Source organism: Paracoccus sp. Arc7-R13, assembly GCF_004010775.1.
GTDB classification, from domain to species: Bacteria; Pseudomonadota; Alphaproteobacteria; order Rhodobacterales; family Rhodobacteraceae; genus Paracoccus; species Paracoccus marcusii.
Genome location: NZ_CP034810.1, coordinates 762,526 through 787,315 on the forward strand (window position 1 = coordinate 762,526; position 24,790 = coordinate 787,315).

At 70.4% G+C, this 24,790-nt stretch carries 21 protein-coding genes; 9 read left to right on the top strand and 12 right to left on the bottom strand.

The features are described from left to right. Positions 1-2 precede the first annotated feature (2 nt). Positions 3-656 carry a fructose-6-phosphate aldolase gene (gene fsa / locus EOJ32_RS03795; protein WP_046000760.1) on the bottom strand — a complete coding sequence of 218 codons (654 nt, stop codon included), beginning with the start codon at positions 654-656 and terminating at the stop codon, positions 3-5. 119 nt (positions 657-775) lie between these two features. Between fsa and EOJ32_RS03800 the strand changes: the two genes are divergently transcribed. Then, positions 776-2,974 (top strand): primosomal protein N', encoded by a 2,199-nt coding sequence (locus tag EOJ32_RS03800; RefSeq protein ID WP_127899269.1) that lies wholly within the window; start codon positions 776-778, stop codon positions 2,972-2,974. Here EOJ32_RS03800 and EOJ32_RS03805 read toward each other — a convergent pair whose 3' ends face one another. From EOJ32_RS03805 to EOJ32_RS03815, 3 genes are all read right to left on the bottom strand, one after another. Then, the gene (locus EOJ32_RS03805; protein WP_240542485.1) at positions 2,975-3,910 is read right to left on the bottom strand and encodes a lytic transglycosylase domain-containing protein; all 936 of its coding nucleotides are present in this window, start codon (positions 3,908-3,910) and stop codon (positions 2,975-2,977) included. 46 nt (positions 3,911-3,956) lie between these two features. Beyond that, positions 3,957-4,763 carry a hypothetical protein gene (locus EOJ32_RS03810; protein WP_127897753.1) on the bottom strand — a complete coding sequence of 269 codons (807 nt, stop codon included), beginning with the start codon at positions 4,761-4,763 and terminating at the stop codon, positions 3,957-3,959. Positions 4,764-4,892: 129 nt separating this feature from the next. Next, entirely contained in the window at positions 4,893-5,852 is a 960-nt protein-coding gene (locus tag EOJ32_RS03815) for a L,D-transpeptidase (protein WP_127897754.1), read from the bottom strand. 354 nt (positions 5,853-6,206) lie between these two features. Between EOJ32_RS03815 and EOJ32_RS03820 the strand changes: the two genes are divergently transcribed. Both EOJ32_RS03820 and EOJ32_RS03825 read left to right on the top strand, forming a co-directional pair. Beyond that, positions 6,207-7,862 (top strand): MFS transporter, encoded by a 1,656-nt coding sequence (locus EOJ32_RS03820; protein WP_371705892.1) that lies wholly within the window; start codon positions 6,207-6,209, stop codon positions 7,860-7,862. 76 nt (positions 7,863-7,938) lie between these two features. Then, positions 7,939-8,628, top strand: a complete 690-nt coding sequence (locus EOJ32_RS03825) for a hypothetical protein (RefSeq protein ID WP_127897755.1) — start codon at positions 7,939-7,941, stop codon at positions 8,626-8,628. Positions 8,629-8,631: 3 nt separating this feature from the next. On the opposite strand, the gene EOJ32_RS03830 is transcribed toward EOJ32_RS03825, so the two are convergent. Continuing rightward, a complete protein-coding gene (locus tag EOJ32_RS03830; protein WP_127897756.1) occupies positions 8,632-10,290 on the bottom strand; it encodes an NAD+ synthase in 1,659 nt (552 codons plus the stop codon). A gap of 124 nt (positions 10,291-10,414) precedes the next feature. On the opposite strand from EOJ32_RS03830, the gene EOJ32_RS03835 reads away from it, so the two are divergent. Next, complete coding sequence (locus EOJ32_RS03835) at positions 10,415-11,857, top strand: MORN repeat-containing protein (protein WP_127897757.1); 1,443 nt, start codon at positions 10,415-10,417, stop codon at positions 11,855-11,857. Further along, the gene (locus EOJ32_RS03840; protein WP_240542486.1) at positions 11,854-12,303 is read left to right on the top strand and encodes a GNAT family N-acetyltransferase; all 450 of its coding nucleotides are present in this window, start codon (positions 11,854-11,856) and stop codon (positions 12,301-12,303) included. The genes EOJ32_RS03835 and EOJ32_RS03840 overlap by 4 nt, the downstream gene beginning before the upstream one ends. On the opposite strand, the gene EOJ32_RS03845 is transcribed toward EOJ32_RS03840, so the two are convergent. Both EOJ32_RS03845 and EOJ32_RS03850 read right to left on the bottom strand, forming a co-directional pair. Then, positions 12,300-13,364, bottom strand: coding sequence for a YcjF family protein (locus EOJ32_RS03845; RefSeq protein ID WP_127897759.1), 1,065 nt, complete (start codon positions 13,362-13,364; stop codon positions 12,300-12,302). The two genes, EOJ32_RS03840 and EOJ32_RS03845, sit on opposite strands and share 4 nt — an antisense overlap. Further along, positions 13,361-14,731, bottom strand: coding sequence for a YcjX family protein (locus EOJ32_RS03850; protein ID WP_046000766.1), 1,371 nt, complete (start codon positions 14,729-14,731; stop codon positions 13,361-13,363). The genes EOJ32_RS03845 and EOJ32_RS03850 overlap by 4 nt, the downstream gene beginning before the upstream one ends. 116 nt (positions 14,732-14,847) lie before the next feature. On the opposite strand from EOJ32_RS03850, the gene hrpB reads away from it, so the two are divergent. After that, positions 14,848-17,295, top strand: coding sequence for an ATP-dependent helicase HrpB (hrpB, locus tag EOJ32_RS03855; protein WP_127897760.1), 2,448 nt, complete (start codon positions 14,848-14,850; stop codon positions 17,293-17,295). Here the strand turns inward: hrpB and EOJ32_RS03860 are convergent. The 4 genes from EOJ32_RS03860 to EOJ32_RS03875 all read right to left on the bottom strand — a co-directional run bounded on the left by EOJ32_RS03860 (position 17,292) and on the right by EOJ32_RS03875 (position 19,244). Beyond that, complete coding sequence (locus tag EOJ32_RS03860) at positions 17,292-17,618, bottom strand: DUF2794 domain-containing protein (RefSeq protein WP_045983091.1); 327 nt, start codon at positions 17,616-17,618, stop codon at positions 17,292-17,294. The genes hrpB and EOJ32_RS03860 overlap by 4 nt on opposite strands. 46 nt (positions 17,619-17,664) lie before the next feature. Continuing rightward, complete coding sequence (locus EOJ32_RS03865) at positions 17,665-17,946, bottom strand: I78 family peptidase inhibitor (RefSeq protein WP_045983098.1); 282 nt, start codon at positions 17,944-17,946, stop codon at positions 17,665-17,667. A 5-nt stretch (positions 17,947-17,951) separates the two neighbouring features. Then, positions 17,952-18,467, bottom strand: coding sequence for a hypothetical protein (locus EOJ32_RS20245; protein WP_205963175.1), 516 nt, complete (start codon positions 18,465-18,467; stop codon positions 17,952-17,954). A 138-nt stretch (positions 18,468-18,605) separates the two neighbouring features. Beyond that, complete coding sequence (locus tag EOJ32_RS03875; RefSeq protein WP_052714858.1) at positions 18,606-19,244, bottom strand: TetR/AcrR family transcriptional regulator; 639 nt, start codon at positions 19,242-19,244, stop codon at positions 18,606-18,608. Positions 19,245-19,475: 231 nt separating this feature from the next. Here EOJ32_RS03875 and EOJ32_RS03880 point away from each other — a divergent pair, with 231 nt between their 5' ends. Beyond that, positions 19,476-20,903: a Glu/Leu/Phe/Val dehydrogenase gene (locus EOJ32_RS03880; RefSeq protein WP_042252300.1), complete on the top strand. Its 1,428-nt coding sequence runs from the start codon at positions 19,476-19,478 to the stop codon at positions 20,901-20,903. Positions 20,904-20,978: 75 nt separating this feature from the next. Here EOJ32_RS03880 and EOJ32_RS03885 read toward each other — a convergent pair whose 3' ends face one another. Then, positions 20,979-21,926 (bottom strand): L-threonylcarbamoyladenylate synthase, encoded by a 948-nt coding sequence (locus EOJ32_RS03885; protein ID WP_127897761.1) that lies wholly within the window; start codon positions 21,924-21,926, stop codon positions 20,979-20,981. 111 nt (positions 21,927-22,037) lie between these two features. Between EOJ32_RS03885 and EOJ32_RS03890 the strand changes: the two genes are divergently transcribed. Together EOJ32_RS03890 and EOJ32_RS03895 are read left to right on the top strand one after the other, a co-directional pair. Beyond that, positions 22,038-23,735: an acyl-CoA dehydrogenase gene (locus EOJ32_RS03890; protein ID WP_127897762.1), complete on the top strand. Its 1,698-nt coding sequence runs from the start codon at positions 22,038-22,040 to the stop codon at positions 23,733-23,735. Next, positions 23,732-24,751, top strand: coding sequence for an MBL fold metallo-hydrolase (locus EOJ32_RS03895; protein WP_164871391.1), 1,020 nt, complete (start codon positions 23,732-23,734; stop codon positions 24,749-24,751). Before EOJ32_RS03890 ends, EOJ32_RS03895 begins: the two co-directional genes overlap by 4 nt. Positions 24,752-24,790: the final 39 nt, after the last annotated feature.

The window sequence follows — 24,790 nt, forward strand, 5'->3', positions numbered from 1 at the left end:
GATCAGAGGATCTTCTGGCCGGTCTGGGCCCAGTCCGCGTTGAACTGCGCCAGACCCTTGTCGGTCAGGATGTGGTTCGCCATCGACTTGATGACCGAGGGCGGCGCGGTGATCACGTCGGCGCCGATCTTGGCCGCGTCCACGATGTGGTTCACCGTGCGGATCGATGCCGCCAGGATCTCGGTCTCGTAGCCGTAGTTGTCATAGATCTCGCGGATGTCGGCGATCAGGTCCATGCCGTCCAGATGGATGTCGTCCAGGCGCCCGATGAACGGGCTGATGAAGGTCGCACCCGCCTTGGCGGCCAGGATCGCCTGGGCCGGGCTGAAGCACAGCGTGACGTTCAGCTTGTGGCCCTCGTCCGACAGCACGCGGCAGGCCTTCAGGCCGTCCCAGGTCAGCGGCACCTTGATGCAGACGTTCGGCGCGATCTTGGCCAGGTGGCGGCCTTCGGCGATCATGTCGTCGGCCTTCTCGGCCACGACCTCGGCGCTGACGGGACCCTCGACCATGGCGCAGATCTCGGCCGTGACCTCGGCGATGGCGCGGCCCGACTTCAGGATCAGCGACGGGTTGGTGGTGACGCCATCGACCATGCCCAGGTCGTTCAGCTCCTTGATCGCGGCGATATCGGCGGTGTCGACAAAGAATTTCATGGCGCGTCTCCTCAGGGTGCGTTTGTCTGGGTGATACTGCAGATGGGGGCGGGCGGGAAGGGGCACAACCCATGCGGGGGCTTGCAACCGGCGCGCGGCCCCGTCTTTATCGCGCCATCATGACCCCGCCAGAATTCTTCCCCCCCCGCGCCCGCATCGCGGTGCTGACCGCCGAGACGGTCGGCGTGCTGGACTATCTGGCGCCCGACGAGGGCGTGCGCCAGGGACAGTTGGTGTTGGTGCCCCTGGGGCCGCGCCGGGTGCTGGGGCTGGTCTGGGGGCGGGGCAAGGGCGATTTCGACCTGGCCAAGCTGCGCGCCGTGGCCCGCGTGCTGGACGCACAGCCCTTCGACGCGCGGTTCCTGGATTTCCTGACGCGGGCGGCGGAATACACGCTGACGCCGCTGCCGCTGATGCTGCGCATGGCCACGCGCGCGCCCGACATCGATCAGCCGCCGGCCGCGCGGCGCATCATCGTGCCCGGATCGGGCCAGCCCGGTCGTGCGACCGAGGCGCGGACCCGCGTGCTGCAGGTCATGGCCGATCACGGCGGGGCCAGCTTTGCGGCATCCGAACTGGCACAGCTGGCGGGCGTCGGCACGTCGGTGGTCAAGGGCCTGGTCGCCAGCGGTGCCCTGGCCGAGATCGAGGCACCGCGCGATCTGCCCTATCCCACGCTGGACCCTACGCGGCCGGGTAAGCCCCTGGCCCCCGATCAGCAGGCGGCGTCCGACACGCTGCGCGGCGCGATCCGGGCGGGCGGTTACGGCACCACGCTGCTGCGCGGGGTCACCGGGTCGGGCAAGACCGAGGTCTATCTGGAGGCCGTGGCCGAATGCCTGGCGCAGGGGCGGCAAGCACTGGTCCTGTTGCCGGAAATCGCGTTGTCGGCCGAATTCCTGGACCGGGTCGAGGCGCGGTTCGGCGCGCGGCCCGGCGAATGGCACAGCGGCATCACCCGCACCGAACGCCGCCGGCTGTGGCACATGGCCGGGCGCGGTCAGGTCGGGCTGGTCGTCGGCGCGCGTTCGGCGCTGTTCCTGCCCTTTGCCGATCTGGGCCTGATCGTCGTCGATGAGGAGCATGACGGCAGCTACAAGCAGGAGGACGTCGTCTATTACAGCGCCCGCGACATGGCGGTGCTGCGCGCCTCCATCAACCGCGCGCAGGTGGTGCTGGCCTCGGCCACGCCCTCCTTGGAAAGCTGGGTGAACGCCGCGACCGGGAAATACGCACGCCTGGACCTGCGATCCCGCTATGGCGAGGCCGAGCTGCCGCAGATGGCCGCCATCGACCTGCGCGCCGAGGCGATGGAGCAGGGGCGCTGGATCTCTCCGACGCTGGCGCAGGCGGTGACCGACCGGCTGGCCAAGGGTGAGCAATCCCTGATCTTCCTGAACCGGCGCGGGTTTGCGCCGGTCACCGTCTGCCGCGCCTGCGGGGAGCAGATCGGCTGTCATCAATGCGATGCGCGGATGGTCGAGCACCGGTTCCAGAACCGCCTGGTCTGCCACCAATGCGGAGAGACTCGGCCCATCCCCACCGCCTGTCCCAGCTGCGGGGTCGAGGGCAAGCTGGCCCCCATCGGCCCCGGCGTCGAGCGCATCGCCGAGGAGGTGGCAGTGCGGTTCCCCGACGCCAAGGCCACCGTGCTGTCCTCGGACCTGTTCCATTCCGCCCGCGCGCTGAAGGAGGCGATCGCCCAGATCTCGGAAGGCGACACCGACATCATCATCGGCACGCAGATCGTGGCCAAGGGACACAACTTTCCGCGCCTGACGCTGGTGGGCGTGGTCGATGCCGATCTGGGCCTGCAGGGGGCCGACCTGCGCGCGGCGGAGCGCAGCTTTCAGCTGATGCGCCAGGTGGCCGGGCGGGCCGGGCGGCAGTCGGGGGCGGCGCCGGGGGTTGCGCTTCTGCAGACGCACCAGCCCGATCACGCGGTGATCCGGGCGATCCTGTCGGGGCAGGACGAGACGTTCTGGGATGCCGAGGCCGCGGGCCGTCAGGCGGCGGGCATGCCGCCCTTCGGCAGACTGGCGGGGATCATCCTGTCCCATCCGGACCTGGGCACGGTCGCCGATTTCGCGCGCCATCTGGCCGGTCTGGCCACCCCCCTGGCCGAGGTCGGGGCCGAACTGTGGGGGCCGGCGCCTGCGCCCATCGCGCGGGTGCGGGGACGCCACCGCATGCGCATGCTGATCCGCGCGCCGCGTCAGGCGCCGCTGCAGGCGGCAATCGCCGATTGGCTGGCGGGGGTCAAGCTGCCCACGAACATGCGCCTGTCCGTGGACATCGACCCGCAAAGCTTTCTGTGATCAGTTCTTCAGCACGATGCAGCGCCCGCCAAGCGACTTGAACCGGTTGCAGAACCGCGTGGCCTCGTCGCGCGACGAATAGCCGACCTGCGCGGTGAAGACGGCGCGCGGCATGCTGTTCAGCCGCTTGCGGACATAGCCCACCCGCGCCCCGTCGGTCAGGATCGGCCGCAGGGTGCGGTTCAGCCGCGCGACCTGCTGGGCCGCGCCCGCCTGGCTGGGATGGCTGGCCACGACCACGCCCCAAGGCATCGCCGGGGGCTGGGTGTTGAACTCGCGCAGCGACCGGTCGCCGGCCATCCGCTCGCAGGCCGGGCGAAAGGCCTGGTCGTCGGCCAGGGCCAGCTTGACCTCCTGCTGGGGCGGGGGGTTGTCGCGCCAGCGATGCGCGCTGAACCCGGTGATCGATTCGACATAGTCGACCGTCTCATAGGGCAGGGTCGTGGCCTGCGCGATGAACCGCGCAGCGCGGTTCTCTCCGCCGTTATAGGCGACGGCGGCCAGGCCGATATTGCCGAACCGGTCGCGCAACTGGCCCAGATACCACGCGGCCTTGGAAATGGCCTGGGCCGGGTTGAACGGATCGTCCAGCCAATACAGATCGGCCGTGCCCGGCATGAACTGCGCGATGCCAAGCGCGCCCGCCGGGCTGACGGCAGAAGGTTCGAATCGGCTCTCCTTCCACAGCAGGCGCGCCAGGAAGGCGGGGTCCAGCCCGTGATCGGCGGCATTGCGTTCGATCAGCTTGCAGACATCCGCGGCATAGCTGTCGCGCGCGATGCAGTCGCGCCCGTCATCGCTGCAGCGCAGGTCTTCGGACGTGCGGGGCGGGGGCAGGCCGTGGGCGGCGTCGATGGCGGGGCGCGCGGACAGGGGCGCGGCCACGCAGAACAGCGCCACGACGGCGGCACCAAGATGTCTGGAAAGGGTCATCATCGCGACGGGCCGTTCATCCGCCCGCGCCCGGTGCGCGGGCGGACGATCACTTGGACTTCTTCGACTTGGATTTCTTGGCGGGCTTGGCCTCGGCCGACTTGGCCTTTGCGGGCTTGTCCTTGGCGGGCTTGGCGCTCTTGCGCGCGGCCTTGGCCTCGGGGCTCTCGGCCTGACGTTCGGCCTTGCGGGCGGCGCGGCGCGCGGTCTTGGCGGCCTTGGCGGCTTTGGCCTCGGCCTTCTGGGCCTGCTTGGCGGCCTGGCGCTCCGCCTTGCGGGCGGCCTTGGCTTCTTCCTTCTCGACGGCCTTGGCGGCATCCTTCTGGGCCTTGCGGGCCGCCTGCTTGGCGGATTTCTGCGCCTTGTCGTCGCCTGCGGTCGCGGTGGTCGCGGGCTCTGCCACGGCGTCGGCCGGGGCGGGCGCGGCCTTTGCACCGCGCTTGGGAATGCGGTGCGGTTCCGTCCGCAGGTCCGTCTTGCGCGTCTCGGCGGACTTGCGGTCGGCGGGTGTGCGCGGCACGGTCGCCTGCTTGCGCTTGGCGGTCGCGGGCTTGGCACCGGCAGGTTTGGCAGCCGCCTTGGCCGCCGTCGGCGCGGGGGAGGGGGTGCCGGGCGCGGCAAGGCGGCGCTTGCGGCGTTCCATGTCGGTCCGGCGCAGGGCCGCGCGCAGCATTTCGGCCGGGGCCGGGTCGCCCTCTGCGGTCGTCGCCTCGGCGCGAGCGGCGCGCAGCGCGTCGATCAGCGTCAGCAACGCCGCATCGTCCAGCGCCCCAAGCGCGGGATGGCGGCTCTGTTCGGCCAGCGTCAGTTGATCGGGGTTGAGCAGTTCCTGTTCGCGCTTGGCATAATACGGCATTCGCGGGACCCTTGGCGGACGGATGATGTGTTCGGCAGGACTGTGCGCAGGAATCGGCGCATTTGCAATTGGAAAGGGCCCCGGTCGCAACCGGAGCCCCCTGATCTTTTCGCAGGCGTGGCCGCCCCGTTACCGGGAGGGCACGGCGCTTTCGACCGGAGAGACAAAGCCCGCATCCGTGGCGAACGGATCGCTGACCAGCGACGGCTGGACCGAGGTCGCGGCCGGAACCGCCGTCATTGCGGCATAGGGATCGGTGAACCCCGTCGGCACGGCAGATTCGACCGGTGCGGATGCAACCACCGCGGTCTGCGTCGGCGCGGATGCGACCTGCGCGGTCGCAGCCGGGTCGGCCGTCGGCTGCACCGCGGCGGCGGGCACGACATAGCCTTCGGGCGTTTCCTGCATCGGGCCTTCCATCGCGACGCTTTCGGCCTGCGAACGGACGATCACCTCGGTTCCCGTGGGGATCTGTTCGAACAGGTCGATGACGTCCTGGTTGAACATCCGGATGCAGCCCGCCGACGTGGCCTTGCCGATGGACGAGGGGTCCAGCGTGCCGTGAATGCGGTAATAGGTGTCGACACTGCCCTGGTACAGGTACAGCGCGCGCGACCCCAGGGGGTTCTGCATGCCGCCGGGCAGGCCGCCCGCGAACTGGCCGTAAAGTTGGGGTTCGGTCCGCAGCATGTTGTCGGTCGGGCGCCAGCTGGGCCAGGCCGCCTTGCGCGCGATCGTGGCGCGACCTTCGAAGGTCAGGCCCGCGCGCCCCACCGCCACGCCGTACCGCATCGCCTGGCCGCCGGGCTGCACGTGATAGAGGACGCGTGCATAGGGGTCGACGACGATGGTGCCGGGGGCCTCGGTGCCGTTATAGGACACCAGCTGGCGGGTGTTGCGGTCGTTCAGATAGGCAGCGCGGACGGCCGCGATGGGAATCGGCTCTCCGTCCGGGCCGCGGTCGGTGCGGGCCTTGTAGATCTCGGGGATCTCGACCGGCTGCTGGGCGGTGGGGGTCGTGGTCTCTTGCGAGGGACCGCAGGCCGCCAGCCCCAGGGCCAGCGCCGCGAAAAGGGAAGCGAGGCGCATCGTTGCTTGTTCCTTGTTCATCGTCGGTCGCGCCGGCAGAGGCGGTTCCGAGGCAGCATCTGTTCTGTTGCGCCGCAGGGCGGGCGCGATTCGCATGTTCTTCCATGAGGCCGCCCGCCGATCCGCGTCAACCCCGAGCCACCCTCGACGGGGTCCGTGCCGCGTCTGCGCCCGATCTCTGTGGCGCTACGGCGTCAGGTGGATCACCTTTATGCGCCTAATGAACAACTTGGCGTGTCTTCGGGTTTCATGTGCAGGCGAAAACTTTGCGTCGATCGGGCGGGCGCCGGCGTTGCGGGTTCGCGGGTGCCCGCCTAGGCTGACCGCGATGCCCGCCGCAGGAAAGGCCGATCCGTGACCCCTTCGACAGACCCCACCACTGTCCCCGCCCGGACCGGCGCGCTGGCGCCGCTGGGCTATCGCGACTTTCGCCTGCTGTGGAGCGCGACGCTGGTGTCGAATTTCGGCGGCCTGGTGCAGGCCGTGGGCGCGGCCTGGCTGATGACCCAGTTGACCGACAGCGCCACGCTGATCGCGCTGGTGCAGGCCTCGAACACGCTGCCGATCATGCTGCTGGCGATCGGGGCGGGGGCGCTGGCCGACATCTTTGACCGCAAGACGCTGCTGATGGGCGCGCTCATCTTCATGGCGGTGGTGTCGCTGGCCCTGGCCGCGGTGGCCTGGACGGGGGGGCTGACGCCGTGGCTGCTGCTGGGCTTCACCTTCATGCTGGGAGCGGGGCAGGCGGTCTATAACCCGCCCTGGCAGGCCAGCATGGGCGATCTGGTCGACCGGAAGGACCTGCCCGCGGCGGTCAGCCTGAATTCCGTGGGCTTCAACCTGATGCGCAGCGTGGGGCCCGCGGCGGGCGGCCTGATCGTGGCCACGCTGGGCGCGTCGGCTGCCTTTGCGGTCAACGCCATCAGCTATCTGCCGCTGCTGGGGGCGATGTCGCAATGGAAGCCCAAGCTGGCGCCGCGCGTCACCACGCCCGAACCGTTCATGGCCGCGATGGGGGCGGGCCTGCGCTATGTCGCGCTGTCGCCCAACCTGCTGCGGGTGATGTCGCGCGGCGCGCTGTTCGGCTTTGCCGCCATCGCCGTGCTGGCGCTGCTGCCGCTGGTCGCCAAGAGCCACCCCGAGGGGGGGTCGCTGCTGTTTGGCGGCCTGCTGGGATGCTATGGCGTCGGCGCGATCGGCGGCGCGCTGCTGAACCCCCGCATCCGCGCCCGGCTGAACAACGAGAACGTCGTGCGCATGGCCTTTGCGGGCTTTGCGCTCTCGGCCTTGGTCCTGGGCCAGACGCAGTCGGTCTGGCTGCACGCGGCGGCGATGCTGCCTGCGGGGGCGTCCTGGGTGCTGGCGCTGTCGCTGTTCAACGTGACGGTGCAGCTGTCCACACCGCGCTGGGTCGTGGCCCGCGCGTTGGCGCTGTACCAGATGGCGACCTTCGGCGGCATGGCGGCGGGCGCCTGGATCTGGGGCATGGTGGCGGGCACGCAGGGCCTGGATGCGGCGCTGACGGCCGCCGGGGGCGTGCTGCTGCTGGGGGCTGCGATCGGGTTCTGGCTGCGGGCGCCCGAATTCGGGGCGGTCGATCTGGACCCGGTGAACCGCTTCCGCGAGCCCGCGCTGATGCTGGACCTGCGGGGGCGGTCGGGGCCGATCATGGTGATGGTCGATTACCGCATCGACCAGGCCGATGTGCCGGAATTCCTGCGCCTGATGCAGCGGCGGCGCAACATCCGCAGGCGGGACGGGGCGCGCAACTGGTCGCTGCTGCGCGACCTGGAGCATCCCGACCAGTGGAGCGAAAGCTATCACATCGCGACCTGGGACGAATATGTCCGCCACAACCTGCGCCGCACCAAGTCGGATGCCGAGGTCGCGGTGGCCCTGCGCGCGCTGCACCAGGGCGACACCGATCCGCTGGTCCACCGCATGATCGAGCGTCACACTGTCGGCCCCCAAGACGACGTACCCCTGGTGGGCAAGATCGAGATCCCCTGACGGATCGTTTCCCTCTCGCCCGCACGCGCGGGTTGTGCCAGATCTGGGGCGACCCGTGGCACGAAAGGGCCGGCCGATGATCAGACTTGTCCTGTTCCTGGCGCTGATGCTGCCCGCCGCGGTGCAGGCCGGGCCCTGGCCGCGCGAGGCCGGGCGGACCTTCCTGTCGCTGTCGGGGGAACGCAATCGCGCGGGCAGCAGCTATGCCTCGGCCTATGCCGAATACGGGCTGACGCCGCGCACCACGCTGGGGATGGAGCTGGGCCGCGCCGATCAGGCGGAGACCAGTGCCATCCTGTGGCTGCAGCGCGCGCTGGACGACGGTCAGGGGCCGAACCGCTTTGCGATGCAATCGGGCGCGGGGGTGATCCGGCGGGACGACCTTGCCATGCCGGTGGTCCAGGGCGCGCTGTCCTGGGGGCGCGGTTTCGACCGGGGCTGGATCACCGCGCAGGTGCTGGCCAAGATGACCGGCAGCGCGCCGGACCCGCGCGCGCCCATGCGCCCGTCCTTTGCCGCCAGCTTCCTGACCGCCGAACGGGTGATCAAGACCGACGTGACCCTGGGCCTGCGTCCGCGTGACGGGCTGATGGTCATCAACAGCCTGTGGCTGGAGCACCCCCAGGACGAGGAATATTCCGCCCGTCTGATGTCGTCGCTGGTGTTCGACGTGCCCGGCCCGGTCAAGGTGGAACTGGGCATGGTCAATCCCCTGTCCGGCCCGTCCGAACAGGCCGTCCGGGTGGGCACCTGGCTGGAGTTCTGAAACCTACAGCCGGTCGCGCCAGCGGTTCACCAGCGGATAGCGGCGGTCCAGCCAGAAGGCGCGGGTCGAGATGCGTGGCCCCGGTGCGGCCTGATACCGCTTCCATTCGCTGACATAGAGCAGCTTTTCCACCTGCCGCACCGTGTCCGCATCGAACCCCCGCGCGACCAGGTCGGCCAGCGACAGATCCTGTTCCACCAGCCCGTCCAGGATCGCGTCCAGAACCTCATAGGGCGGCAGGCTGTCGTCGTCGCGCTGGTCGGGGCGCAGTTCGGCCGACGGCGGCTTGGTGATGATCCGCTGGGGGATCACCTCTCCGGGCGCGCCCATCATCCAGTCGCGATGGTTGGCATTCCGCCAGCGGCAGGTCTCGAACACCCGCGTCTTGTAGAGGTCCTTGATCGGGTTATAGCCGCCCGCCATGTCGCCATAGATGGTGGCATAGCCCACCGCGACCTCGGACTTGTTGCCGGTGGTCAGCAGCATCTCGTTGAACTTGTTGGACAGCGCCATCAGCATCACGCCGCGCAGGCGGGACTGGATGTTCTCCTCGGTGATGTCGGGCTGGGTGCCCTCCATCAGATGCGCCAGTGCGCCGCCCACCGCGTCGCGCGCCCCGTCGATGCGCACGGTGTCCAGCCGCGCGCCAAGCCGCGTCGCGCAATCGGCCGCATCCTCCAGGCTGGCTTGGGAGGTGTATTCCGACGGCAGCATCACGCAGCGCACGTTTTCCGGCCCGATCGCGTCGCAGGCGATGGTGGCGACCAGCGCAGAATCGATGCCCCCCGACATGCCCAGCAGCACGCGGCGGAACCCCGACTTGCGCAGATAGTCGCGCAGGCCCAGCATCATCGCGTGGTAATCCTGTTCCCACGCGTCGGGCTGGGGCGCCATCAGGCCCGGTTCGGCCCGCCAGCCATCGGGGCCATGGGTAAAGTCGACATGCACCACCGCCTCCTGGAAGGCGGGCAGCTGCACGACCTTGTGGCCGCCGGGGTTCAGCACGAAGCTGGCCCCGTCATAAAGCTGGTCGTCCTGGCCGCCGACCATGTTCACATAGACCAAGGGCAGGCCCGTCTCGACCACGCGGCCGACCATGTGGCCCATGCGCAGGTCCAGCTTGTCGCGGTGATAGGGGCTGCCGTTCGGCACGACCAGGATCTCGGCCCCGGTCTCGGCCAGCGTCTCGGCCACGTCCGGGTACCAGCTGTCCTCGCAGATCGGGCTGCCGATGCGGGCCGCGCCGACCGGATAGGGGCCACTGATCGGGCCGCTGTCGAACAGGCGCAATTCGTCGAACAGCTGCTTGTAGGGCAGGTGATGCTTCAGCACGCGCGCCACCAGCGCCCCGTCCCGGAACACCCACCACGCGTTGTAAAGACGGCCGCCGTCGCGCCACGGCCCGCCGATGCCGATGGCGGGGCCGCCCGTCAGCGACGTGCCAAGGGCCATGATCGCATCCTCGGCCTGGGCGGTGAAGGCGGGTTTCAGCACCAGGTCCTGGGTCTGGTATCCGGTGATGAACATCTCTGGCAGGGCCAGCATGTCGGCGCCTGCATCGCGCGCCTGTTCCCAGGCATCGCGCGCGCGGGCGGCGTTGCCGTCCAGGTCGCCCACGGTGGCGTTCAGCTGCCCGATGGTCAGGCGGAAACGGTCGGTCATCACGGGCACCCCGGTTGTGTGGCCCCTTGGATAGAGGATCGCCCGGCCAAGGAAAAGTCGGCCTTTGCGCATGGGTGCCTTCCGGGGTAAACCTGCGGCAAAACACCGTAAGGGGCGACAGGCGATGAAAGCGGCAATCGGAACGGCCTTGGCATTGGCGATCTGGGCAGGCCCTGCGGCCGCTCAGGTCATCACCAAGCAGTACGACGATGGCGGCGTCTACGAAGGCACCTTCCGCAACGGGCTGCAGCACGGCCAGGGCAGCTATGTCCTGCCCAACGGCTATCGCTACGAGGGGGACTGGGTCGAGGGCCAGATCATGGGCCAGGGCCGCGCCGCGTTTCCCAACGGGTCCGTCTATGAGGGCCAGTTCGCGGGCGGCAAGCCGCATGGCCAGGGCAAGATCACCTATGCCGACGGCGGCACCTACGAAGGCGCCTGGGCCGAGGGAGAGATCACCGGGCAGGGCGTCGCCCGCTATGCCAACGGGTCCGTCTACGAGGGCCAGTTCGTCAGCGGCCTGCATCAGGGGCAGGGCGTGCTGACTCAGGCCAACGGCTATCGCTACGAGGGCGACTGGAACGCCGGCGTCAAGGAGGGGCAGGGCAAGATCACCTATCCCGACGGCGCCACCTATGAGGGCGCGATGCTGGCCGGCCAGCGCGCGGGACAGGGCAAGCTGGTGATGTCGGACGGGCTGACCTACGAAGGGGTCTGGGCAGCGGGTCAGATGTCCGGGTCGGGGGTTCTGGTCCAGCCGACGGGCGACCGGTACGAGGGCCAGATGCAGGGCGGGCGTCGGCAGGGCAAGGGTGTCGCGACCTATGCCAACGGCGACGTCTATGACGGCGATTTCGCCGATGACCGCCGCCACGGCCAAGGCACGTTCACCGGCGCGGACGGTTACGTCTATGTCGGCGAATGGTCCGAAGGCCGCATGGAGGGCCGTGGCCAGATCACCTATCCCGACGGGTCCGTCTATCTGGGCCAGATGCGCGCCGACCGGCCCGACGGCACCGGCAAGATCACCTATGCCGACGGCTCGACCTACGAGGGCCAGTGGTCCGAGGGCGTGATCGAGGGCGAGGGCAAGGCCAGCTATGCCAACGGCATGGTCTATGAGGGGGGCTTTCGCAACGCGCGCAACGACGGGCAGGGGCGCATGTCCTATCCCGACGGCTATGTCTATTCCGGTGCCTGGAAGGACGGCCAGCGCCACGGCGAGGGGCAGGCCACTTATCCCGACGGCACGGTCTATACCGGCAGCTTCGCGGACGGGCTGCGCGAGGGCCAGGGCCGCCTGACCACGCCCGACGGGTTCATCTACGAAGGCGGCTGGAAGGCGGGAGAGATCGACGGCACCGGCGTCGCGACCTATGGCAACGGCGACCGGTACGAGGGCACCTTTGCCGCGGGCAAGCGCCAGGGGCAGGGCGTCATGCGCTATGCCACCGGCCAGATCGCGTCGGGCGAATGGCAGGACAACCGCCTGATCGAGGCCGACCAGGGATCGACCGAAATGGCCCCCACCGAAGACGCGCCCGACCTGCCGGCCGAGGCCCCGTGACCGCGTTCCGCCGCGCCACCGCGGCCGACCTGCCCGCGATCCTTGCCCTGCTGGCCGACGATCAGTTGGGCGCCGGGCGAGAGGACCTGGCGGATGCCGCGCGGTATCGTGCGGCCTTCGATCTCATCGACGCCGATCCGGCGCAGATGCTGGCCGTGGCGCAGGACGGGGACCGGGTGGTCGGCACCCTGCAACTGACCTTCATCCCGGGGCTGGCCCGCGGCGGCGCGCTGCGTGGCCAGATCGAGGCGGTGCGCGTCGCCCGCAGCCATCGCGGCGCGGGCCTGGGCCGGGCGATGATGGACTGGGCCATCGCGGAATGCCGGGCGCGGGGTTGCGCGCTGGTGCAGCTGACGACGGACCGGTCGCGCACGGATGCGCACCGGTTCTATGACGGGCTGGGGTTCGTCCCGTCGCATGTCGGATACAAGCTGGCGCTGGACTAGCGGGCGTCGTCGTTCGAAAACAGGCCGGTCAGCGCGCGGCTGACCAGGTTTCCGACCTTGGGCCGGGGCTGCGACAGGAACGGCAGCGGGCGGCAGACCTCCATCGCGGCGATGCCCACGCGGGCGGTCAGTGCGCCGTTCACCAAACCTTCGCCGAAACGGCGCGACAGCTTGGCCAAAATGCCGCCCCCCGCCATCGTGTGGATCAGGTCGTCCCCGGCCGCCACCGCGCCCGTGGCGATCAGATGCGTCATCACCGTCCGCGCCAGGCGCCAGCCGCCGACGGCACCGGCGCGCCCGCCATAGATCTCGGCCATGCGGCGGATCATGCGCAGGTTCGCGGCCAGGGCGGCCGCCACGTCGGCCAGGGCCAGCGGGACCAGCGCGGTCGTCGCGGCGACCGTCCGGGCGGCGGCCTCGATCTCGCGGCGCGCCTGCTGGTCCAGCCCGGCCAGCAGCTCTGTCTCGGCCAGGGTCAGCAGGGCCTGGGCGTCAAAGGTTTCGGCCCGGCGGTCGGCCAGGCGCTGACGCTGCCACTCCATCTCGGGGCGCTTGGCATAGAGGGCGACCAGGCCGTCGGCAACCGCCTTGGCCTGATCCAGGCTCTCGGCGGCCAAGGCGGCGCCGGCCTGCCGCTGCAGCGCGTCGATCCTGGCCATCCGCCGCCATGCCCGCCATTCCCGCAGCGCCATCCCCAGGGCCGCGATGGTGAAGACCGCGAACAGCGTGACGGCGATCCAGCCCAGCAGCGGATAGCGGGTCATCAGCCCGTCAATGAAATCCAGCGCCATCACGCCCAGAAGGAAGGTGAACAGCGCCGCCCCGGCATTGATGAACAACCGCGTCAGACGCGATGGTGGGCGCCCGACCAGCCGGGCCACCATCTGCATGGTGCGCGGCTGGGGCAGCGGGGCGTCGCTGATGTCGATGACAGGGGCATCGGCGGGGCTTGGGGCGTCGTCCGCGCGGGTTTCCGTGCGGGGCGGCCGCGGCCGGGTGCCGGTATCGTCGTCCAGGGGCATCAGGACCGGACCGCGCGGGCGTTTGGGGGCGTCGGTCACAGGCGGTCTCCGATCAGGAATTCGGCGGCGCGGTCCAGCCGGATGTGGGGCGGGCCGTCGCCCGGACGCGTGGTCAGGGGGGCGGGGGCAAAGTTCATGATCGCGTAATCGGCATCCAGCCACGCCTGCGCGCCCTGCCGCGCGGGATGCAGCAGCACCGCGGGGTCGGTGGGCAGTTCGCCCGGAAAGAACGCGGCCTGCCGCCCGTCCAGCAGGCGTCCGCGCACGGCGGGCAGGTCGCCGTCGGGCTGGGCGATCATGTCCTCGGTCGTGGCGCGCAGGGCGGCGATGGCCATCGCCTCGGTCCGGGCGCCCTGGAAATCGGCGCGGTCGCGGGCCTCGCGCAGCATGGCGGACAGGATCGCGGTCAGGCGGTTATGCTGGGTGTGGTGCAGGTGGTCGGCCTTGGTCGCGGCGAACAGGATGCGTTCAACCCGCCGCGTGCCCAGAAGCTGGCCCAGCCAGCCTGCGCGGCCGGGGCGGAAGGCCGACAGGATGTCGGCCATGGCGCGGCGCATGTCCTCGACCGCCTGGGGGCCCTGATGGATCGCGCCCAGGATGTCGACCAGCACTACCTGGCGGTCGATGCGGGCAAAGTGGTCGCGAAAGAAGGGCCGGATCACCCGCGACTTGTAGGCATCGAACCGGCGGCGGAATTCTCGGCCAAGCCGCGTGGCCTGCAGGTCGGGCGGCAGGGGCGCAAAGGTCAGGGCGGGCGATCCAGCCAGCTCTCCGGGGATCAGGAACCGGCCGGGCGTGCAGTCCGACCAGCCCGCGTCGCGCGCCGCGTTCAGATGCGCGGTATAGATGTCGGCCAGCTGCTGGGCCTGCGGTTCGGTGAAGCCGTCATCGCGGGGCAGCGCCTGCAGCGCGGTCAGGAACCGGTCGGCGCCGGGGCGGCCCGCGATGCGGTCCAGCACCTCGGTCGACCATTGCGCAAAGTCGCGTTCCATCAGGCGCAGGTCCAGCAGCCATTCGCCGGGATAATCGACGATGTCCACATGCAGGTTGCGCGCGCCGCGCAGCCCCCCGAACATGCCGCCGCCCTGCAGGCGCAGCGACAGGCGCAGCTGGCTGACGTGACGCGTGCCGTCGGGCCAGTGCGGATCGGGGCCGGTCAGCGCGGCCAGGTGGCGTTCGAAGTCGAAGCGGGGGATGGTGTCGTCGGGCTGGGGCTGCAACCACACCGCCTTGAGCCGCCCGTCGGCGGCGGCGCGCAGCGACGACATGCGCCCGCGTTCCAGGAGGTTCGCCACCAGCGAGGTGATGAACACCGTCTTGCCGGCCCGCGACAGGCCCGTCACGCCGATGCGGATCACCGGATCGGACAGGCCCAGCCCCTCCATCACGTCGCTGCGGATACCCATGTCTGCCCCTGTTCGTTTCGCGACACCCAACGCCGCGGGTGCAAGATAGGTCCGCGGAGGCGCGATGTGTAGCGGCGCGATTGTGCCCGGTGCCCCGGCGGCGCTAGAAGGCGGGCATGACGGATGCCCTGCCCATCGACGACGCCCTGCCTGCGCTGTGCGCGGCGATCCGCAGCCATGGCCGCGCGGTGCTGGTGGCCCCGCCCGGCGCGGGCAAGACGACGCGGGTGCCGCTGGCGCTGATGGATCAGGTCGCGGGCCGCATCCTGATGCTGGAGCCGCGCCGCCTGGCCGCGCGCGCTGCGGCCGAGCGCCTGGCGCATTCCCTGGGCGAGGCCGTGGGCGGGCGGGTTGGATACCGAATGCGCGGGGAATCGGTTCAGGGCAGCCGCATCGAGGTGGTGACCGAGGGCATCCTGACGCGGATGATCCAGACCGATCCCGCGCTGGAGGGCGTGGGCTGCGTGATCTTTGACGAGTTCCACGAGCGCAGCCTGAACGCCGATCTGGGGCTGGCCCTGGTCTGGGAGGCGCGGGGTGCCCTGCGCGAGGATCTGGCGGTGCTGGTGATGTCCGCCACCTTGGACGCGGGGCCGGTGGCGGCAATGCTGGACGACGCGCCTGTGGTGACGTCCGAGGGGCGGGCCTTTCCGGTCGAGACGCGCTGGCTGGACCGGCCCCTGCCCGCGGGCGGGCGGTTGGCGGACGATGCCGCGCGTCTGATCGCAAGGGCCCATGACGAGACGCGCGAGACGGGCGGCACGATCCTGGCCTTTCTGCCCGGAGAGGGAGAGATCCGCCGCGTGACGGCGGCCCTGTCGGGGACGGGCTGCGAGGTGCTGCCTCTGTATGGCGCGCTGCCGGCGGCGGCGCAGCGCGCGGCGCTGGCCCTGCCGGGAGCCGTGCGGCGGATCGTTCTGGCGACGGCCATTGCCGAGACGTCGCTGACGATCCCCGGTGTGCGGGTGGTCGTGGATGCGGGGCGCGCGCGGCGTGCCCGGTTCGATCCGGGCAGCGGCATGTCGCGGCTTGTGACCGAGCGGGTCAGCCGCGCCGAGGCCGAGCAGCGGCGCGGCCGGGCGGGGCGGGTGGCACCGGGCATCTGCTATCGCATGTGGGCGCGGGCCGAGGAGGGGGCGCTGCCGGGGTTCGCGCCACCCGAGATCGCCGTGGCCGACCTGACCGGGCTGGCGCTGGAACTGGCCGTCTGGGGGGCGGGGGCCGCCGATCTGGCGTTCCTGACGCCGCCGCCGGACGCCGCGCTGACCGAGGCGCGTGCGCTGCTGGCCGATCTGGGCGCGCTGGATGCGGAGGGGCGGATCACGGCGCATGGCCGGGTGCTGGCGCGGTTGCCGCTGCATCCGCGTCTGGCGCATATGCTGGCGCTGGCGGGGCCGGCTGCGGCCGATCTGGCGGCGCTGCTGTCGGACCGCGATCCGCCGCGCGGGGCGGGGGCCGATCTGGAGCATCGCCTGCGCGCGATCCGCGATCCGGGGGCGCGTGCGGCATTCGAGGTGAACCGGCAGGGCATCGAGAGGATCAGGGCCGAGGCCAAGCGGTTGCGGCGGCTGGTTGCGTCCCGCGACGGCGGGGGGGACGATGTCCCCCCCACACCCCCCCTAGCGGCCCTGTCGGCGGGCGGCATGGCCTCGCTGGCCTATCCCGACCGGATCGGGCTGCGGCGCAAGGGTGACGACGCGCGGTTCGTGCTGTCGGGCGGCAAGGGTGCGGTGCTGGCATCGGAGGACAGCCTGGCGGCGCAACGGATGATCGTGGCGCTGGATCTGGACGGGGATCAGCGCGAGGCGCGCATCAGGCTGGCCGCGCGACTGGACGAGGCTGATCTGCGCGCGCTGCATGGCGACCGGATCGGCCAGCAGGCCCTGTGCGAATGGTCGCGCCGCGAGGGTCGCGTCGTCGCCCGCCTGCAGGAGCGGCTGGGCGCGCTGGTGCTGTCGGACCGGCCCTGGCCCGACGCCCCGGCCGAGGCGATGGCCGCGGCCGCGTTGGAGGGATTGCGCCTGGACGGGCTGCCCTGGACCCCGGCCGCGGCGCGTCTGCGGGCGCGGATCGCGCTGGTGCCGGACCTTGGCTCTGTGGCGGATGTCGACCTGCTGTCGGATGGCGACTGGCTGCTGCCTTGGCTGGGCCGGGTGCGGACGCTGGCCGATCTGCGCGGGCTGGACCTGGTCGAGCCGCTGAAGGCGCGGATCGGATGGGCAGGCCAGCAGCGGCTGGACCAGGAGGCGCCGGGGCAGTTCACCACCCCCCTGGGTCGCCGCGTGCCGATCGATTACGGGGGCGCGGACCCGTCGATCGAGCTGCGCCTGCAGGAGCTGTTCGGCGTCACCCGCCATCCGGCGGTGGGCGGGCGGCCGCTGCGGATCACGCTGCTGTCGCCGGGCGGCAAGCCGGTGCAGGTGACGATGGACCTGCCGGGGTTCTGGGCCAGCTCCTATGCCGATGTCAGAAAGGACATGCGCGGCCGCTATCCGCGCCATCCCTGGCCCGAGGACCCGACCGCGGCCGATCCAACGGTGCGGGCCAAGCCGCGCGGCACCTAGTCGATGGGGCGGATCAGCTTGGCGTCCAGCACGCGCAGCACCTGGGCCAGATCGTGGCCGCGTTTCAGGATGCGCCCGTCCATCGCGATCACGGCATAGGCGCCCTGGGCCGCACGCAGCCGAGGACGTTTTTCGATCCGGTAGAGGGGGTGTTCGGCGGCGCGGCGAAAGACGCTGAACACCGCCGCGTCGCGCAGAAAGGACATGCCGTAATCGCGCCATTCACCCGCGGCCACAAAGCGGCCGTAGGTCGACAGGATCAGGTTCAGTTCCCTGCGGTCGAACACCACGCGGTCGGCATCGGGCGGGATCGCGTTCATCATGTCGGAATGGTGACAGCCCGTCGCGGCCGGCGCAACGCCAAACGGGTCAGAAGCAGCTGACCTTGGTGATGCGCCCGTTCACGCCGTATTCGATGTTCAGCCGGTCGGGGCGGAAATCGGCGGTGACCATGTCCTCGGGGCCGATGACGCGGGTGCCCAAGGGGAAGTTCATCGCCGACAGGGCCGTGCGGGGCTGGCCGATCAGGCCCTGATAGCCGGCGGCGCCGCATTCGTCGACGACCGGGGGCGGGGTCGGCTCGACATAGGCGGGTTCGCAGGCGGCAAGGGCCGTCGCGGCAAGGATCAGGGCAAGCGTGGTCTTGTGCATGGGGGTCATCCGCAATCGATCTTGGTGATGGTGCCGGTCGCATCCAGACGGAAGACGAGCCGGTCGGGGTCATAGTCCTGGGGTTCGATCCCGCGATACTCGACCACGCGATAGGCGCCGGGCAGGCCGAGAGTCGGGATCGTGCTGCCGGGCTGGCCCACGCTGGAGGCGTAGCTGCTGGCCTTGCACAGGTCGGGCTTGCGTTCGGTCACCCCGGTGATGCCGGTCGTCGCAGCGGGCAGGTCCGCCACCACGGGCGCCGCCGGGAAGGGGGCCGCGGCCGGATAGGGCGCCGTCGGATAGGGGGCCGGTGCGGGTGCCGCATAGGGCGCGGGCGCGGCGGCATAGGGCGCGGGCGCGGCGGCATAGGGCGCGGGCGCATAACCGGGCTGGGCCGCATAGGCAGGCCCCGCATAGCCGCCCGCGGGCGGCATGCGGTTCGGCGACGATGCGCAGCCCTGCACGGCCAGCGCCATGCCGGCAGCCATCGCGGCCCGAATCGTCCAGTCCTTGCTGATCATCGCCTGTCACCCCTGCCGGTCCTGTTTCCGGACCTTGTTCCCGCCAGCATAGGCCGCACCCCCGGCCTTGAGAAGCGGGGTGATGGATCACGTTTCGATCATCGCAGGAATGCAACAGCCCTTGGGCGCGTCGCCCCCTCAGGCGGCCTGCAGGCCGTAGGCCGACAGGAACAGTGCCGCTGCGTCGCGGGCGATCCGCGCGACCTGCGCGTCGGGCAGCGTGGTGCCGGTCAGCAGGGCGGGCTGCTGGACCTGCCCGGTGATCAACGCGACCAGCTGGCGGGAGGATTGACCGCTGTCATGGTCGCGGATCTGCCCCGCGGCGATCCAGCCGTCGATGATCTGCGCCAGGGGGGCCGCGACGCGGTTGGCCAAGGCGTCGTCATAGTCGCGCGCATCGTCGGGAAAGCGCGTCGATTCGGCGGTCATCACCCGCAGCAGGCTGAGCCGCGGTTCCGACAGCGCCCATGTCGCCAGGTCCGACAATACCCGCGGCAGCTCGGTCCGGGCTTGGGACGCAGGGTCCGCCGCGAAGGGCTGCTGGCGGAAGGCGCTATCCATCGTGGCGCGCAGCACCTCGCGGAACATCAGGGATTTGTCGGGGAAATAGCTGTAGAGCGTCGCCTTGGACACCCGGGCGGACCGGGCGATGTCGTCGACGCTGGCGGCCGCATAACCGTCGCGCAGAAAGATGACGGCAGCCCCGTCACGGACCTGATCGAACTTGCGGCCCCGCGTGATGCCGGGGGCCGGTGCATGGGTGGTATCGGTCTTCATTCTTCTTCCTTGGTTTCCATCCAAACACCGCGGATAGAGAGGCGGTTTCCCTATCAGCATAATAAATGGTGTGAAAAGGAAAACCCCGCCAAGGGCTGCGCGTCGTGCAAAAGCTGCTGGTTTTTATCGCAAACATGGCGCCGTCGGCGACGATCCGCTGTGGCGGCACCGGGCGGATTGGCCTAGCGTGCGGCCATATCGACCTTGCGCCGTCACCAGGAGGAAGCAGCAATGTCCGTCAACACGACCTCGTTCCGGGATTCAGTGGACCGCATGTTCACCCATGCCGCAGGCCTGATGAGCCTTGCGCCGGGGCTGGAGGAGAAGATCCGGGTCTGCAATTCCACCTATACGGTGCGGTTCGGGGTGCGGCTGCGCGGCCAGATCCACACCTTTACCGGCTATCGGTCGGTCCATTCCGAACACATGGAGCCCGTGAAGGGCGGCATCCGCTATTCGCTGGACGTGAACCAGGACGAGGTCGAGGCGCTGGCCGCCCTGATGACCTACAAATGCGCGCTGGTCGAGGTGCCCTTCGGCGGGTCCAAGGGCGGTCTGTGCATCGACCCCCGCGCCTGGAACGAGGACGAGCTGGAGCGCATCACCCGCCGCTTCACCTACGAGCTGTCGCGCCGCAACCTGATCTCTCCGTCCCAGAACGTGCCCGCGCCTGACATGGGCACCGGAGAGCGCGAGATGGCGTGGATGGCCGACGCCTACAAGCGGCTGCATCCCGATGACATCAACGCCAAGGCCTGCGTCACCGGCAAGCCGCGCACCGCGGGCGGCATCGACGGGCGCGTCGAGGCGACGGGCCGCGGCGTGCAATACGCGCTGCGCGAGTTCTTCCGCCATGACGACGTGATGAAGCAGGCCGGGCTGACCGGCGTGCTGGCGGGCAAGCGCGTGATCGTGCAGGGCCTGGGCAACGTGGGCTATCACGCCGCCCAGTTCCTGTCGGTCGAGGACAAGTGCCTGATCACCGGCGTGATCGAGCGCGACGGCGCCATCACCAACCCGCAGGGCATCAACATCGACGCGCTGCGCGGCCACATCCGCGCGACCGGTGGCGTCAAGGGCTTCATCGGCGGCGACTATCACGAAAACGGTCTGGCCATGCTGGAGCAGGAGTGTGACATCCTGATCCCGGCAGCGGTGGAAAGCGTGATCCACGCCGACAACGCCGAGCGCATCAACTGCAAGCTGATCATCGAGGCGGCGAACGGTCCCGTGACCGCCGATGCCGACGCGATCCTGCGTCGCAAGGGGATCGTCATCATCCCCGACATGTATGCCAACGCCGGCGGCGTGACCGTGTCCTATTTCGAATGGGTCAAGAACCTGTCGCAGATCAGCCTGGGCCGGCTGGAGCGCCGGCACGAGGAGGCCCGCGCCCGCATGATCGTCGAGGAGCTGGAGCGGCTGTCGGCCGATACCGGCCTGAACTGGACCCTGTCCAAGGGCTTCAAGGAGGCGTTCCTGACCGGCGCGGACGAGCTGGAGCTGGTGCGGTCGGGCCTGGACGACACGATGCGCGAGAGCTTCAAGAAGATGAAGGAGGTCTGGATCAGCAACCCCAAGGTCGAGGACATGCGCACCGCGGCCTATGTCGTGGCGATCCGGCGGATCTCGAACGTCTACAACTCTCTGGGGCTTTGAGGGGCAGGGGGCGCAAGGGGGGCGCTGCCCCCCGTCCTGCGGACTCCCCCCGGGGTATTTCCGGCAACGGAGAAATCAGGGTCGTGGGGCGGCGGCGCGACGCAGGCGGTCGTTGATCGCCAGGCCCAGCCCGTGGTCCGGGATGGGCGCGACCGAGATCGGGCGGCCCAGGGCGTCCGCGCGCCGCAGCAGGTCGAACAGGCGCGCGGCGGCCTGGGTCAGGTCGCCCGTGTCCGACAGGCTGAAGGGGCCGGGCGTGCCGAAGGCCAGATGCGTCTCTCCGGGTGCCGGGTCGGCGTTCAGGCGCAGGGACGATTCCGGCGCGTAATGGCTGGACAGCTGTCCGGGCGCGTTCGGGGCCGAAGGATCGGCCTGATGCGCGGCCAGGGGTTCGCCCAGGGCGGCGGCGATCGCCTCGGCAGGGATGCCGCCGGGACGCAGCAGCGTCGCGCGCCCGTCCTGCCAGCCGACGATCGTCGATTCCACGCCGACGGGGCAGGCCCCGCCATCCAGTACCGCCGCGATGCGCCCGTCGAGGCCCCCGTCCGGGTGCAGCACATGATCCGCGGTGGTCGGGCTGATCCGCCCCGAGGCATTCGCCGACGGTGCGGCCAGCGGCGCGCCGGATGCGCGCAGCAGCGCCTGCGCCACGGGATGGGCAGGAACGCGGATGCCGATCGTGTCCAGCCCCGCCGTGACCAGCCCCGCGATGCCCGCATCGGTGCGCAGCGGCACCACCAGCGTCAGCGCGCCCGGCCAAAAGGCCCGCGCCAGGGTCAGCGCCTGCGGCGGCAGGTCGGCGATGGCCTGCGCCGCGGACAGGTCCGCCACATGCACGATCAGCGGGTTGAAGCTGGGCCGCCCCTTGGCCTGGTAGATGCCGGCCACCGCCGCCCCGTCGCGCGCGTCGGCAGCCAGGCCGTAGACCGTCTCGGTCGGGATCGCCACGCAGCGGCCTTGGGCCAGCAGGCGGGCGGCCTGGGCCAGGCCGGCACAGTCGGAGATCAGTCGCAGGGTCTGCATTCGTGACGCGGGGTTTCGGTTGAGCCTGAAAGGACGGCGGCACAAGATGCCGCCAGCGCCCGTTGATAGACGCGCCGCGGCCCGATGCCAAGGCGCCAGGAGGAGAACCCGATGACCTACAAGGCCCCGACAGCCCAGATCGACTTCATCCTGACCCATGTCGTCCCCTTCGCCGACCTGGCCCGGACCGACCGCTTTGCCGAGGCCACGGCCGAGACCGCGACCGCCATCCTGTCCGAGGCCGGCAAGCTGGCCCAGAACGTTTTGGCGCCCCTGAACCGGGGCAGCGACCAGACCCCCGCGCGGCTGGAGAACGGCGTGGTGCGATCCTCGCCCGGCTTTGCCGACGGGTTCCGGGCGATTGCGGAGGGGGGTTGGGTCGGCGTGTCGGCCGATCCGGAGTACGGCGGCATGGGCCTGCCGCAGGCCCTGAACATGGCCGTGGCCGAGATGATGTCGGGCGCCTGCCTGTCCTTGCAGCTGAACCCGCTGCTGACCCAGGGCCAGATCGAGGCGCTGGAGCATCACGCCAGCGACGATCTGAAGGCGCGCTATCTGCCCAAGCTGATCAGCGGCGAATGGTCGGGCACGATGAACCTGACCGAACCGGGCGCGGGCAGCGACGTGGGCGCCCTGACCACCCGGGCGGAACCGGCGGGCGACAGCACCTATCGGATCAGCGGGCAGAAGATCTACATCACCTGGGGCGACAGCGACGTCACGTCGAACGTCTGCCACCTGGTGCTGGCGCGTCTGCCGGGCGCGCCCAAGGGGACGCGCGGCATCAGCCTGTTCATGGTCCCCAAGCTGATCCCCGACGAGCAGGGCGACCCGGGCGTCGCCAACAGCCTCAAGGTGGTCAGCCTGGAGGAGAAGCTGGGCATCCACGGCAGCCCGACCTGCGTGATGTCCTATGAGGGCGCCACCGGCTGGCTGGTGGGCGAGGAGAACAAGGGCATGGCGGCGATGTTCACGATGATGAACGTGGCCCGGCTTGGCGTCGGCATGCAGGGCGTGGGCGTGGCCGAGGCCGCGCTGCAGAAGGCCGTGGCCTATGCGGTGGACCGCAACCAGATGGGTCCGATCATCGGCCATCCCGATGTGCGCCGCATGCTGGCCACCGCGCAGGCCGAAGTCTTTGCCGCCCGCGCCATCGGCCTAGCCTGCGCCACCGCCATCGACATGGATCGCGCCACGGGGGATGCCGATCAGGCCGCCCGCGCGGCCTTCCTGACGCCGATCGCCAAGGCCTATGGCACCGACGTGGGCATCCGCGTGGCCGACATGGGCGTGCAGGTGCATGGCGGCATGGGCTATGTCGAGGAGACGGGCGCCGCGCAGTATCTGCGCGACGTGCGCATCACCTCGATCTACGAGGGCACGAACGGCATCCAGGCGATGGATCTGGTCGGACGCAAGCTATCGGACGGCGGAGAGGCCGCGATGCGCCTGCTGGACGAGGTGCTGGACGGGGCCAAGGCCGCGCAGTCCGCGCATCCCGAGCTGGCCCACCAGCTGTGGCAGGCCGCCGAGACCCTGCGCGAGGCGACCCAGGCCCTGCTGGAGCGTGACATGGCCGACCGTTTCGCGGGCGCGGTCGCCTATCTGACCGCCTTTGCGCGGGTGCTGGGCGGGCATTACCACCTGCGCGCGGCGCTGAAGGGCGGACCGGCGCATCTGGCGCTGGCGCGGGTCTTCATGGCGCGCGTCCTGCCGCGGTTCACCGGCGATCTGGCCGAGGCGCAGGCGGGCCAGGGCGACCTGACCGCGCTGAGCGATGCCGCGCTGGCGGGCGACTTCGCGGCGTGATCCGCACGCCGCATGACAGCCCGCCCGCCGAGGGGCAGGCCATCACCGTCGCCCCGGGCGTCTTGTGGATGCGCCTGCCGCTGCCGATGAAGCTGGACCATGTCAACGTCTATGCCTTCGACGATCCCGACGGCTGGACGGTGGTCGATACCGGCTTCGACACGGCGCGCACGCGCGAGATCTGGCAGGTGCTGCTGGACGGACCGCTGCAGGGGCGGCCGGTCGTGCGGGTGATCGGCACGCATCACCATCCCGACCATATCGGGCTGGCCGGCTGGTTCATGGAACGGGGCGCCGACCTGTGGATCAGCCGCACCGCATGGCTGATGGCGCGGATGCTGGTCCTGGACGTGCAGGACCGTGCCAGCCCGCAGGCGCTGGCGTTTTGGCGGCGGGCCGGGATGGCGGCCGAGATGCTGGACCGGCGCGCCAGCGACCGGCCCTTCAACTTTGCCGACGTGGTCCACCCGCTGCCTTTGGGCTTCACCCGCCTGGTCGAGGGCGACACGGTGACCTTCGGCGGCCGGCGCTGGCGGGTGGCGATGGGGCATGGCCATGCGCCCTGCCACGCGACGCTGTGGTCGCAGGACTGCGATCTGGTCATCGGTGGCGACCAGCTGCTGCCGTCGATCTCTCCGAACCTGGGGGTCTATCCGACCGAGCCCGAGGCCGACCCGGTGGGCGAGTGGCTGGAAAGCTGCGCCCGGCTGGCGGCGCTGGCGCGGGCCGACCACGTGGTGCTGCCGGGACACAAGCTGCCCTTCACCGGGCTGCCCTTCCGGCTGGAACAGCTGGTCCAGAACCACCGCGCCGGGCTGGACCGGCTGGCGCAGGCCCTGGCGGACGGCCCGCGTACCGCGGTCGGGTGTTTCGACATCCTGTTCCGCCGCCGCATCGGCGAGGCCGAGTACGGACTAGCCATGGTCGAGGCCGTGGCCCATGTGAACCACCTGCACCGCGCCGGGCGCATCCGGCCTGTGGGCGAAACGCAGGGTGCGGTGCTGTGGGGGGCGTGACAGCTGCGCCGCTTTCCGCTATCGCAGGATGAACGCAAA